General features: G+C 69.3%; 11 protein-coding genes. 3 read left to right on the top strand and 8 right to left on the bottom strand.

The features are described 5' to 3' along the window. Positions 1-2: 2 nt before the first annotated feature. The 3 genes from ACSQ25_RS16420 to ACSQ25_RS16410 all read left to right on the top strand — a co-directional run bounded on the left by ACSQ25_RS16420 (position 3) and on the right by ACSQ25_RS16410 (position 3150). Complete coding sequence (locus ACSQ25_RS16420) at positions 3-545, top strand: TIGR00730 family Rossman fold protein (RefSeq protein WP_436106742.1); 543 nt, start codon at positions 3-5, stop codon at positions 543-545. Positions 546-629: 84 nt separating this feature from the next. Next, complete coding sequence (locus tag ACSQ25_RS16415) at positions 630-2003, top strand: DUF1800 domain-containing protein (RefSeq protein ID WP_436106741.1); 1374 nt, start codon at positions 630-632, stop codon at positions 2001-2003. A gap of 1 nt (position 2004) precedes the next feature. After that, the gene (locus ACSQ25_RS16410; RefSeq protein WP_436106740.1) at positions 2005-3150 is read left to right on the top strand and encodes a DUF1501 domain-containing protein; all 1146 of its coding nucleotides are present in this window, start codon (positions 2005-2007) and stop codon (positions 3148-3150) included. On the opposite strand, the gene ACSQ25_RS16405 is transcribed toward ACSQ25_RS16410, so the two are convergent. The 8 genes from ACSQ25_RS16405 to ACSQ25_RS16370 all read right to left on the bottom strand — a co-directional run bounded on the left by ACSQ25_RS16405 (position 3065) and on the right by ACSQ25_RS16370 (position 12625). Continuing rightward, positions 3065-4042 (bottom strand): carbohydrate kinase family protein, encoded by a 978-nt coding sequence (locus ACSQ25_RS16405; RefSeq protein WP_436106739.1) that lies wholly within the window; start codon positions 4040-4042, stop codon positions 3065-3067. The genes ACSQ25_RS16410 and ACSQ25_RS16405 overlap by 86 nt on opposite strands. Beyond that, the gene (locus ACSQ25_RS16400) at positions 4036-5883 is read right to left on the bottom strand and encodes a glycoside hydrolase family 13 protein (protein WP_436106738.1); all 1848 of its coding nucleotides are present in this window, start codon (positions 5881-5883) and stop codon (positions 4036-4038) included. Before ACSQ25_RS16400 ends, ACSQ25_RS16405 begins: the two co-directional genes overlap by 7 nt. 94 nt (positions 5884-5977) lie before the next feature. Further along, positions 5978-7087: a GGDEF domain-containing protein gene (locus ACSQ25_RS16395; protein WP_436106737.1), complete on the bottom strand. Its 1110-nt coding sequence runs from the start codon at positions 7085-7087 to the stop codon at positions 5978-5980. Continuing rightward, positions 7084-9795, bottom strand: coding sequence for a bifunctional diguanylate cyclase/phosphodiesterase (locus ACSQ25_RS16390; RefSeq protein ID WP_436106736.1), 2712 nt, complete (start codon positions 9793-9795; stop codon positions 7084-7086). The genes ACSQ25_RS16395 and ACSQ25_RS16390 overlap by 4 nt, the downstream gene beginning before the upstream one ends. Before the next feature lie 5 nt (positions 9796-9800). Further along, positions 9801-10232, bottom strand: a complete 432-nt coding sequence (locus tag ACSQ25_RS16385) for a phosphate ABC transporter substrate-binding protein (RefSeq protein WP_436106735.1) — start codon at positions 10230-10232, stop codon at positions 9801-9803. Between the two features lie 8 nt (positions 10233-10240). Further along, a complete protein-coding gene (locus ACSQ25_RS16380) occupies positions 10241-11512 on the bottom strand; it encodes a hypothetical protein (protein ID WP_436106734.1) in 1272 nt (423 codons plus the stop codon). A gap of 116 nt (positions 11513-11628) precedes the next feature. Further along, on the bottom strand, positions 11629-12183 hold the full coding sequence (locus tag ACSQ25_RS16375) for a YgjP-like metallopeptidase domain-containing protein (RefSeq protein ID WP_436106733.1): 555 nt from the start codon (positions 12181-12183) through the stop codon (positions 11629-11631). A 91-nt stretch (positions 12184-12274) separates the two neighbouring features. After that, entirely contained in the window at positions 12275-12625 is a 351-nt protein-coding gene (locus tag ACSQ25_RS16370; RefSeq protein WP_436106732.1) for a KGG domain-containing protein, read from the bottom strand. Between the last annotated feature and the right edge of the window lie 131 nt (positions 12626-12756).

Raw genomic sequence — 12756 nt, 5'->3', positions numbered from 1 at the left:
CAATGAAAAGCCTTGCCGTCTACTGCGGCGCCTCGCACGGCGTCAACCCGCTCTACACCGAGGCCGCGCGCGGCCTGGCTGCCGCCCTGGTGGAACACAACATCGGACTGGTCTACGGCGGCGGCAAGGTCGGCCTGATGGGCGTGATCGCCGACGAAGTGCTGCGCCTGGGCGGCGAGGCCACCGGCGTGATCCCGAAGGCCCTGGTCGAGCGCGAAGTCGGCCACGCCGGCCTGACCCGGCTGTTCGTGGTGAAGGACATGCACGAACGGAAGGCCATGATGGCCGAGCTGTCGGAAGGCTTCATCGCCATGCCGGGCGGGATGGGCACGCTGGAAGAACTGTTCGAGATGCTGACCTGGGCCCAGCTGGGCATCCACGCCAAGCCGGTCGGCCTGCTCAATGCGAACGGCTTCTGGGACGGCTTGGTGGGCTTCGTGCGCCACCAGTGCGAGGAAGGCTTCGTGCGGCCCGAGCACCTCAACTTGATGCAGGTCGATGCCGACCCGGACGCACTGATCCGGCGCCTGCGCGCGCCCGTGTAAAACTTTCGGGAACTTTTCGTACTGCTCAGCGGAATAGGGGTGACGACCCGTTTTTCAACCATATGCGCAGCGCCGAAGGGACCCATGACACCTGAATCGATCGCTCTGAACCGCTTCGGCCTCGGCGTCCGGGCGGACGACCCCGTGCCGGCCGACCCGCGCCGCTGGCTGCTGGCCCAGCTCGACGCCTACGAAGCCTTGCCCGCTCCCTGGAAACCACTGCCGCGCACCACCGTGCTGGCGCAGCAATGGGCGCAGCAGCAGCGCGCCGTGCGCGCGGCGCCCGAGGGCCAGAAGAGCGCCATCCGCGAAGCCTACCTGCGCGATGGCCGTGAAACTTACCAGGCGGCGGTCGGCGCGCGCGCCGCCAGCGCCCTGCAGACCGAGACGCCCTTCGTCGAGCGCCTGGTCCACTTCTGGGCCAACCATTTTGCGATTTCCGTCGACAAGCTGCTGGTGATCGGGCTGGCCGGCAGCTTCGAGGCCGATGCCATCCGTCCCCACGTGCTGGGCCGCTTCGAGGACCTGCTGCTGGGGGCCGTGCGCCACCCGGCGATGCTGCTCTACCTGGACCAGGCCCGCTCCACCGGCCCGAACAGCCCTGCCGGACAGCGCGCCAACCGGCGCCGGGCCCGGGGCCAGGGCAACGGCCAGGGACTGAACGAGAACCTGGCGCGCGAAATCCTCGAACTCCATACGCTGGGCGTGCGCAGCGGCTATACCCAGGACGACGTGACCGAGCTGGCGCGCGCACTCACAGGCTGGACGCTGCCGGGCGACGGGGAGGAAGATGAGGCGCCGGCCACCTTCCGCTTCGTGGCGGGGCTGCACGAGCCGGGCGTACGCACGGTGCTCGGCCGCAGCTATGCCGACGGCGGCGAGGAGCAGGCCCGCGCGATCCTGCGCGACCTGGCCGCCGCTCCCGCCACCGCCACCCACATCGCCACCAAACTGGCGCGCCACTTCGTCGCCGACGAACCGCCGCCAGCCCTGGTGCGACGCCTGGCCGACAGTTACCTGGCGAGCGGTGGCAAGCTCTCGGTCGTGTACCAGGTGCTGGTAACGGCGCCGGAGACCTGGGCCGCGGGCGGCGCCAAGTTCAAGTCGCCCTGGGAGTGGACGGTGTCCGGCATGCGCGCGCTGGGACGGCGCGAGCTGCCGCCGAACAGGGTCGCGAACCTGCTGAACCAGCTGGGCCAGCCCGTCTGGCGGCCCGGCTCGCCGGCAGGCTGGGGCGACACGGCCGCCGCCTGGGCCGCACCCGACGCGCTGCTGCGCCGGGTCGAGCTGGCGCAGCGCCTGGCCTCGCAGGCCGCTGCCGTCGACGCACGGGCGCTGGCCCCGCGCATCCTGCCGGGCAGCCTTGGCGACAAGACGCGCACCGCGATCGCCCGGGCCGAGAGTCCGGCCACCGCGCTGGCACTGCTGCTCGCTTCCCCCGAATTCCTGCGGAGATAAGATGACCCTCGACCGACGCCAATTCCTCGCCGCGGCCACCGCGCTGCTGGCCGCGCCGCGCATCAGCTTCGCGCAGGCCGCCACCGAACGCCGCTTCGTCTTCATCCTCCAGCGCGGCGCCGCCGACGGCCTGAATACCCTGATCCCCTATGCGGAACCGGCCTACGCCGGCCTGCGCGGCGGCCTCGCCATCGACCCGGCCACGGCGGCAAAGCTCGACGGGAGCTTCGCGCTGCATCCCGCACTGGGCGAATTCGCCACGCTGTACCGGGCCGGCCAGGCCAGCTTCTTCCACGCGGTCGCGTCCTCGTACCGCGAGCGTTCGCACTTCGACGGCCAGAACGTGCTGGAGACCGGCGGCAATGCACCTTACCAGCTGAAGGACGGCTGGATGAACCGCCTGGTGGGCCTACTGTCGCGCCCCGGGAAGGATGCGATCGCCTTCGCGCCGACCGTGCCGATGGCCTTGCGCGGCGCGCTGGCGGTGCCCTCGTATGCGGCATCCAACCTGCCCGAGGCCAACGACGACCTGATGCTGCGCGTCGAGGGGCTGTATGCCGACGACCCCCAGCTGCACGCCCTGTGGTCGGCGGCGCTGGAAGCGCGCAACCTGGCCGGTGGCATGGAAGGCGGCAAGCGCCAGAATCCGCTGGAAACGGGGCGCATGGCGGCCAAGTTCCTGGGGCGCGCGGACGGCCCGCGCATCGCGATGATCGAGACCGGCGGTTGGGACACGCACAGTGGCCAGAACGGCCGGCTGGCAACCCAGCTGCGCAACCTGGACGGACTGGTCGGTGGCCTGCGCCAGGGACTGGGCCCGGCCTGGGAGCAGACGGTGATCCTGGTCGCCACCGAATTCGGGCGCACCGCCGCCGCCAACGGCACCGGCGGTACCGACCACGGCACCGGCGCGGCGGCCATGCTGGTGGGCGGGGCGGTGCAGGGCGGCCGCGTGCTGGCCGACTGGCCGGGCCTGGCCCCCGCGGACCTGTTCGAGGGGCGCGACCTGCGGCCTACCCTGGCCCTCGAGACGCTGATCGCGCAAACCTGTGCCGAAGCCTTCAGGGTCGAGCCGGCAAAGATGGCACGGGCGCTGTTCCCGCATCTGGTGCAGGGCAAGCCCCTGCCGCGCCTGCTGAAAGCCTGAGCGCCAGTTCTTCCAGGCCCAGGCTGCGCTCGGCCGTGCCGTGGAAGCGGCAGGCGAAGGCGCCGCCGATCGCCCCGGCGCGCATGCAGGCCTCGATTGGCGCGCCCTCGAACCAGGCGTGCAGGAAGGCGGACGAGAAGGCATCGCCCGCGCCGTTGCTGTCGACCACCGGCCCGTCCACGACCGCGCATGGAGTATGTCGTATCGTATCGTCGCCGCGGCGCAAGGAATAGCTGCCACCGGCCCCGGCGGTCGCCACGACCACCTGCGCGCGCCCGTCGCGCATGATCGCGCGCATCGCTTCGGACACGCCGTCGCCCAGCACCGCGGCGCTCAGGAACACCAGGTCGGAACGCCGGGCGAAGGGGTAATGATAGGGATTGCTGCCGTCCCAGTCGTGCAGGTCGGTCGACACCGGCAGGCCGAGCTTGGCCGCGTCGTCGAACAGCTCCGCCGCCCAGGGCATGATGCTCAGGTGGACGTGTTCGACTTCGCGCATGCGCGGCAGGTAGAATTCGCGCGGCATGCGCAGGCTGTCGGGATGGCGCCCGTCGTACAGCGAGAGCCGGCGCCCGTCGGGGCCGACCAGGTTGACGCTGCGCCGGGTGCCGCTCTCGTGGACCAGGTAGTCGAAGGCCAGGCCGCGCTCGCGGTAGCGGGCATGGATCAGCTCCGCCTGCGGGTCCTGGCCGATGAAGTCGAGCAGCAGCGGGCGGTGGCCGAGGGCGAGCAAGCCAAGGGCGACGCCGTTGCCGGTGTGCGCCACGTAGTCGGTCACGGGCGGCACATGGATCGAATCGGCCATCGCCAGCGGCAGCGCCGGCACATGGACGATGGTGTCGATGCCGACCCCACCCGCCACCAGTACCCGCCGTCCCTCCGTCCTTACCATGCGAGTACCACCGAAGTCATTGCCGGCAGCGCCAGCGGCGCGCGCAAGTCCACCGGGGCGCCGGTCAGCACATTGGTGGCGCTGCGGGCGCCCTTGATCATGCCGGCGAAGCGGTCCAGGTCGAGCCGGGTGTCGGCCGCATTCTTGTTGAGCACCACCATCACGGTCTGCTTGCCGTCATGGCGGAAGTAGACGTAGCTGCCGTCGCGCGGCAGGTAGTGGGTCAGCTTGCCCTGCGTGACGGCGGAACTGGTCTTGCGCCAGTTGAAGAGGGTGCGTACGAAGCCCTGCATGTCGCGCTGGGCCGGCGACAGGCCGGCGCCGCTGAAGGCATCCACGCGGTCGCCATCCCAGCCGCCCGGCATGTCGGCGCGCAGCAGGCCGTCGTCGCGCTGTTTCGGGCTGCCGATCAGCACCTCGGTGCCGTAGAACACCTGGGGGATGCCGCGGGTGGTGGCCATCAGGATCAGGTTGGCCTTCGCCAGCTCGACCTTGTTGTCGACCTGGGCCAGGATGCGCGGGCGATCGTGGTTGTCCGGGAAGACCATCAGCCGCATCGGGTCGGCGTACAGGTAGTCGGCCGCGATGATCTCGTAGATCCGGATCAGGCCCTTGTTATGCGACTCCGGCTCGGCCAGCGCCTCCGCCGCAGTGTCGCTCAGGGGGAAGTCCATCACGGTCGGCAGTTCGGAACGGTAGCCGTCGCGGTTGACGACGCCCTTCTGCCAGTAGGCCACCATGTGCGGCCGCGCGTCCATCTCTTCGCCGACCACGTTCATGTGCGGGTACTCGGCGGCCACGGCGCGGTTCCAGTCGTTCAGGAAGGCCGGATCGGAATAGGAATAGGTGTCCTCGCGGATGCCGGACAGGCCCGCATACTCGATCCACCACAGCGTATTCTGGATCAGGTAGCGCGCCACCAGGCGGTTGCGCTGGTTCAGGTCGGGCATGGTCTCGACGAACCAGCCGTCGAAGAAGCGCGCCTTTTCTTCCGGCGCCGCGTGGATGTCCTGGGCCACGGTGTGCTGGTTGTTGGTGGGCCGGAAGCTGCTGCCGTGGTTGATCCAGTCGCGCGCCGGCAGGTCGCGCATCCACCAGTGGCTGGTGCCGATGTGGTTCAGCACGATGTCCTTGATCACGCCCAGGCCGCGCGACTTGGCCGCGGCGACGTAGTCGCGGAATTCCTCGTTGCTGCCGAAGCGCGGGTCGATCCGGTAGTAATCGGTCAGCGCATAGCCGTGATAGGAATAGCTGGGCTGGTTGTTCTCGAGCAGGGGTGTCGGCCAGACCATCGTGAAGCCGAGGTCGCGGATGTAGTCGAGCCGGCCGCCCATGCCGGCCAGGTCGCCGCCATGGCGCTTGACCGGGTTGGCGCGGTCGGCGCCTTCGCGCATCCCGGCCACGTCGTTCGCCGGCGTCGCGCTCGCGAAGCGGTCCGGCACCAGGAGATAGATCGCATCGCGGGCGCCGAAGCTGGGCCGCTGCGCGGATCCCGGACGGCGGGCTTCCAGCCGGTAGCGGTGGCTGGCCACCGTCTGCTTGCCGCGCCGGAACGCCAGTTCCAGCTCGCCCGGCCGGGCGTCCTTGCCGATGGCCAGGTTCAGGAACAGGTAATTCGGGTTGTCGCTGCGCTCGACGCCGGTGATGCGCACACCCGGATAGGCGGACGCCAGGGCCGGCGCCAGCTCGGCGATCTTTTCGCCATGCACCATCAGCTGGAGATCCGGCCGCTGCATGCCGGCCCACCAGTTGGGCGGCTCGACATGCTGGATCTGGTAAGGGGCCGCCGTGGCCCAGGCAGCCGGCAACACGGCCGCGATCGCGAAGATAAACCTGAGCACCTTGCCTCCATCGGAATCTGTCGATGTAGTAAAGTAACAGAAGTAAATACGGATCGCAACGGGGCTTTGCCCCTGTTTGTAGTTTTACTTCAGTTCACGCCAGAACGATCCGGTCGCGGCCGGCCGCCTTGGCCTGGTACAGCGCCTTGTCGGCGCGGTGGATGGCGTCGGCGAAGGGCTCGCCGGCGCGGCGTGTGGCGAGGCCCGCCGAGAAGCTGATGCGGCGGCCCTGCAGGCCGGGTACCGGCATGTCGCGCACGTGTTCGGCCATCCGCTCCAGCACCAGGCGCGCGTCCTCGGGGGCGGCGTCCGGCAGCAGCAGCAGGAATTCCTCGCCGCCCCAGCGCGCCAGCACGTCGTTGGCGCGCAGGCAGGCGCGCGCCGTGCTCGAGAAGCTGCGCAGCACGGCGTCGCCGACGGCGTGGCCGTTCTGGTCGTTGACCTGCTTGAAGAAGTCGATGTCGAGCAGGGCGATGCAGCTCAGTGTGCGATCCTCGCGGCCGCCGGGCTGGCGCCGCTCCTCGGCCTCGAGCAGCTCGTTCATGCGGCGCCGGTTCACCAGCGAGGTCAGTTCGTCCACCGTGGCCAGCACGCGGATGGTGTCCAGCGCGTCGCTCAGTTCGCGGCGCTGGCGCTTCAGGCGCGAACGCAGCTTGCTCATCTCGCCGCTCAGCACCGCGGTCGAGAGCAGGGCGCCTGCCAGGTAGCCGAAGGTGATCGCCTCGGTCACCGGCGGGTAGCGCGCCGGGTCGCGCAGCTGCATCCAGTACATGGTGGCGCCCATGCCAACCAGGGCGGCGACGGTGAGCAGCAGGGTCTGGCGCGGCTTGGAGGCGAACATGCAGAACACAATCACCACCACGGTCATGCTCAGCATCGCGGCGCGCAGCGGTCCCGAGATCGCATAGGCGCCCATGCCGCAGATGAGCGAGAACATCGCTTGCGACACCGCCAGCTGGTCGGGCGCCACCTTGAGGCGTCCGCTGGCGCGGATCAAGACATAGAACGCGCACACGCCGCAGCTGCCGAAGGCGATCAGACGGGTCGCGGTCACCGGGTCGGTCATTCCCTGGTCGACCTGCACCAGCATCAGGCCGATGCAGACCACGTACAGCAGGCAGGTCGCGGCCCAGTACTGCAGCATGCGGCGCAGTTTCGGCTCGGTGCCGCACAGCAGTTCGATGAGGCGCTGCGGCAGCGTCATGGCAGCTCCGCCGGGCAGGAAGAGAGGAGTTCGGCAATCTGCTCCGGCGGTACCGGACGGCTGAACAGGTAGCCCTGCATCTCGTCGCAATCGTTGGCGCGCAGGAAGGCGCGCTGCTGTTCGGTCTCGACGCCCTCGGCGATGACGCGCAGGTTCAGCTTGTGGCCGAGCGAGATCACCGCCATCGCGATGGCCTGGTCATCCGGGCTGTCGGCCAGGTCGCTGACAAAACTCTTGTCGATCTTCAGGCGGCTGATCGGGAAGGACTTGAGCGCGGACAGGCTCGAATAGCCGGTGCCGAAATCGTCGATCGAGAGCGACACGCCCATGTTTTTCAGTTCGCGCATCTTGTCCACCGCGCGTCCGAGGTCGCGCATGATCGAGCTTTCGGTGACTTCGACTTCCAGCGCCTCGGGCGGCAGCCCGGTGTCGCGCAGGGCGCCGGCGATGCGCTCGACCAGGCGCTTTTCCTCGAACTGGCGAGCCGATACGTTGACCGAGATGGTGAGCGGCGGCAGCCCGGCGGCGCGCCATGCCACGCCCTGGGCGCAGGCGGTGCGCACCACCCATTCGCCGAGCGGCACGATCAGGCCGCTCTCTTCGGCCAGGCCGATGAAGCGCAGCGGCGAAATCATGCCCTGTTCGGGGTGCTTCCAGCGGATCAGGGCTTCGACGCCGAACAGGCGGCCGCTGCGCAAGTCGATCTTCGGCTGGTACAGCAGCTGGAACTGGCAATCGGCCCCGCCGCAGCCGCGATCGACGCCGGCCTCGACGCACTGATCGAGTGCGGCGCGCATGCCTTCCAGCAGCACCAGCTTTTCCTCGACGCTGGCGTTCATCTCGCTGGCGTAGAACTGGAAGCTGTCCTTGTTTTCCTTGGCGCGGTACATCGCCGCGTCGGCGTTCATCATGAGGGTGTTGGCGTCTTCGCCGTCGCGCGGGTAGAGCACCACGCCCATGCTGCAGCTGACCTGCACTTCCTGGCCTTCGACCTCGACCGGTTCGGTGACGGCCTGGCGCACCTTTTCCAGCAGCGGCGTGATCGCCAGCGGATCGCCCGAGATCTCGGGCAGCAGGATCACGAATTCGTCGCCGCCGAAGCGCGCCAGCGTGTCGTTGCGGCGCAGGCAGCGGCCCATGCGCGCGCCCACCACCTTCAGCAGCTCGTCGCCGGCATTGTGTCCGAGGCCATCGTTGACCAGCTTGAAGCCGTCGAGGTCGATGAAGGCCAGGCCGACCGCATGCCCCTTGCGCTCGGCGTCGCGGATGGCCTGGCCGAGGCGGTCGCGCAGCAGGCTGCGGTTCGGCAGGCCGGTCAGGTCGTCGTGGTGGGCCAGGTGCCGAATGCGCTGCTCGGTCAGCTTGCGCTCGGTGATGTCGCGCACGATCGCGACCACGCCGCCTTCCACCGGCACCACCTGGCGGTGCAGCCAGCGGTCCTCGACGGGCAGCATGTGCGCCAGCCATTCGGCCTCGCGCGCCACGCCGTCGGTGGCGACCGCGGACAGGTCCTCGAAGATGCCGATGCCGAGGTGGGTCGGCAGCAGCACCGACATGCGCTTGCCTTCCATGCGCGCCTTGGGCAGGCCGGTGAGCTGCTCGGCGCGGGTATTGGTGGTCTCGATCAGGAAGTCCATCACGCCGCCATGCACGCCGGGAATGGTGCGCAGCACGAAAAACGCGTCCAGGCTGGCCTCGGAGGCGGCGGCATAGGTTTCCTGCGCCAGCCGCTCGCGGCGGCGCGCCTTGGCCAGCTGCCAGGACCAGGCGCTGACCAGGCTGACGACCAACAGCAGCAGCGCGGTGCCGGCGCCGGCGCCGAGCAGCCAGGCGCGGCGCTGCGCGCGGAACTCGGCCATCTGCTCGGCTTCGGACAGGCCGACCACCGCCACCAGCGGGAAGCCGCCCAGCGGGCGCTCGGCGGTGTAGCGCAGCGCGCCGTCGACGCGGCTGGTGTGCAGGCGCACGCTGTCGGGCTTGCCGAAGACGATGCGCTTGCCCCACGAGACCTGGTCGCCGATGCGCACCGCGCGGGTCACGCCATCGCTGCCGGCGACGCCGAGCAGGCCGCGTTCGCCCTGGCGCGAGTGTTCGTAGGCGCTGGTGAAGAAGGCCGGGTCCACCGCCACGGTGGCGACGCCCGCGAACAGGCCGTCGCTGCCGTTGATGCGGCGCGAGAACACCACGTGCGGCTCATGGTGGCCGACGGTGGTGCTGACGTAGGGCGCGTCGCTGTCCCGGTCGCGGTGCCAGGCGAACCAGGGCGCGCGCGTGACGTCGCCGCCGGCGCGGCTATGCGGGTTGCTGGCCAGGACGTGGCCGTTGTCGCCGATGATCGCCACCTGGAACACCAGGCCCGGCGGCAGCAGGCCCTTGGCGCCCAGCGCCGCGAGGGCGTCGTTGGGGCCATTGGTTTCGACCGCATACTGCAGCACGCGCAGGGTCTGGTCGATGCCGCTCAGGGTGCGCGCCATCTGGGCCTCATAGGTGTCGGCCAGCTCGCGCGTCGCCTCCTGGGCCGCCTCGTGCGCGGCGCGCTCCTCGGCGCGGATCATGTGGAAGGCGGCGGTCCACAGGGCCGCCACCAGCAGCAGCGCGAACAGCGGCAGCGCGACGTGGGTTTCCAGCCCGCGTCCGAGCCAGCGCTGGCTGCGCGCCGGTGGTGAGATCAGCGGCCGAGGCAGGCCGTTGTGGGTCGATGTGTCCATGACGGTCAGCGCAGCACGAGCACCGGACGCACGCTGCCGTCCAGGGCGGAACGGTCGATGTAGCCGATCATCGACGGGTTGTCGGCCACCATGCGGCGCACGCTGGCGGCATCAAGCGCTTCACGGGGCGGCTGGCCGCGGCCGGTGAAGAGCATCTTCGACCAGTGGGCCTTGAGCAGGGCCGGGGTCTTGCCGGCGACCTGCTGGTAAAACTGGTTGCGCTCGCCCGAGCCGATGCGCTGGTCGAGCGCCACCACCTCGCTGCCGTCGGGCAGGCGGCCGGCCTGGCCCAGGAAAATCGCCGCGACCTGATCGCCGGAGAGCTGCGGCGCCGGACTGCGCGCCGAGACGATGACGACCAGCTCGGCCGACGCATCGGCCGCTGCGGCAAAGGCCAGCACCGCGGCGGCGAGGAGGGCGGGGATGCGCAATGCCATGCGGCGCCTCAGAAAACGAAGTCGAGCGTCATGCTCGCGACGTGGACGGTCTGGCCCGAGCGGAACTCGCTGCCCCTGTTGATCAGGGTGCCGCGCGAGCCGCCGGTCGGACGCAGCCGGTCGTACTGGACCTTGAACGCGACATTCTCGGCTGCGTCCCAGCGCAGGCCGGCGCTGACCGAGGACTGCACCGGGATCGTCGCCAGGTTGTAATTCAGGCCGGCGTTGAGCAAGGCGCCGAGCGCCTGCTGCTGCGGCGGCAGGCCGTCCAGGTCGAGGCCGGGGTCACTGATGGGACTGTCGGCGCGCACCCTGGCGCAGGAGATGAAAGGGGTGAGGCTGGCGAAGCGGTAGCCGCCGCCGGCATACATCGATGTGGTCTCTCCGAGGCTGGAGCGGGTGTGGGTGCGCCCGATCTCGGCCAGCACGAACCACTGGCCCGGATCGTAGTTGATGCCGGCGCTCAAGATGGTCATGCGTTTGTCCTCGATGGCGTAGTGCTCCGCCAGCGCGGCTCCCTGCGGGCCGAAGCCGCGCATCGCGGCATACATGTCGCTGGCGAGGTTGGAGTTCAGCCTGGCCGTCAGCGCCGACATGCGGGCGCTCAGCGCGCCCCGCTCGATACTGTGCGACAGGCCGGCGATGCCGCGCGCCTTCAGGCGGATGTCGCTGTACACGACGGTATCGGTGTAGCCGTAGAATACCTGGGTAGTGTTGCGCATCGAACCGCCGCTCCAGCGCCAGGTGGCGTCGACGCCGTCGCTGCTGGACACCGGCAGCAGGCCATACATCTCCACGGGCGTGCGCACCCATGGCAGGACGTAGCCGATCTTGCGGTAGTCGGCCGCGAGGAAGCTCGGCAGCGCGATGCGGCCGGCGCGGACAGCCAGGTCCGGCGTGAGCTGGTATTTTACGTTCGCCCATTCCACCCGGGGGCGGTAGCTGCCGTCCGGGCCCTGTTCGCTGAGCAGCTGCAGCACGCCCGACCAGCGGCCTTGCGAGACGTCGAGCTGGGCGCCCAGGCGGCTGTCCACGTGCGGGCTCCAGCGGTCGCTGAGGCCGGCGCCAGTGGCGTGCAGCACGGTCGACGTGAAATCGGCGTTGCGGATGCTGGCGTGCGCGACGCCGAGGGTGCCGAAACCGGAGAATTTCCAGGTCGGCGCCTTGTCATCGGGAGCGGCTGCGGACGCCGCCGCGCCGGCCAGCAGGCCGAAGGCGAGCATGCTGCCGCGCAGGGCGATTCGTACAGGTTTGCCGGGGAAAGAAAACTGGTGCGTCATGATTCGGGTTGCGGCCGGGACAGCTCGGGAGAGCGAGGGCCCCGCAAGGGGCAAGACGACCTCAGACTTTACCCAACGCGACAGTGAAAGTCGAGATGTTTGCGCGAGGCAACGAATCAATCTGACAATTCTTGTTGTTCGATGGCAACGGGCTCGGCCGCAGCACTCCACAGGCGCCTGCCGCCCAGGTCGAGCCAGGTCAGGTAGAGCCGCAGGTCGAACTCGAGCTGGTGGTAATGCGGTTCCATCCAGCAGCACAGCTTGTAGAAAGCCTTGTCGTGTTCCTTTTCCTTCAGGTGGGCCAGTTCGTGCACCGCGATCATGCGCAGGAAGGGCAGCGGGGCGTCGCGGAACACGCTGGCGATGCGGATCTCGCGCTTGGCCTTGAGACGATTGCCCTGCACCCGCGAGATCGCCGTGTGCAGCCCGAGCGCGTGCTGTACCACGTGGATCTTGCTGTCGAAGGCGACCTTGCTGACCGGCTCGGCCTGGCGCAGGTAGTCATCCTTCAGGTCCTGCACGTAGGCGTACAGCGCCTTGTCGGTACGGATGCCGTGCGCGTCGGGATAGCGCTGCAGGAGCACGGCGCCGAGCTGATTGCTGTCGATCAGCTGGCCCACCTGGGCGCGCAGGGTGTCGGGATAGGCGGTGAGGTAGGGAAGCTTGTGCATGGGGCCGCAATGTAACACGGCGCCGCGCCTTTGGGCCTTGCGGGGAACACGGCGCCGGAGCGCCGTGGTGTCGATGCATCGTCGGGGTGGCTCAGCTTTCCTTTTCGCCCTGGCGGTTGCCCGTATTCTTGGCCGCTGCGGCGGCCGCGCGCTGGGCCGACTGCCGGCTTTCGCCGCCCTTGCGCCCGATGTCGGCCATGTGGGCGCGGTTGCGGCTGACTGCCTCGCCGCCTTTCTGGCCGGCGCGGCGTGCTTCTTCGGAATCGAACTCGTGTGCGGTGCCTTTCTGGTGTGCCGCCTGTCCGCCCTTGCTGGCGATTTCACGCTGCTGGTTCTGGTCCATTGCCGCGAAACCGCGCTTGGCCGGGGCCTGGGTGCTGCCGCTGCTGCCACTACTGCCTTTCTGGGCGCTGCCCTTGCCGTTCTCTTTACTTGTCGCCATGTCGCTCTCCTTGTGTGCCCTGAAGTGTCGATATCTGTCGAAGTGGGAACCGCGAGCGCGTATGGATGCGCTCGTGCCGTTTAGAGAGGAGGCTGGAGCGTTAGTTCCTTCGGCTTGGGACTGGTAGCGCG

Origin of the sequence: Massilia sp. LjRoot122, assembly GCF_964252725.1 — a bacterium.
GTDB lineage: Bacteria > Pseudomonadota > Gammaproteobacteria > Burkholderiales > Burkholderiaceae_D > Telluria.
This window is presented reverse-complemented; position numbering and strand designations above follow the sequence as displayed.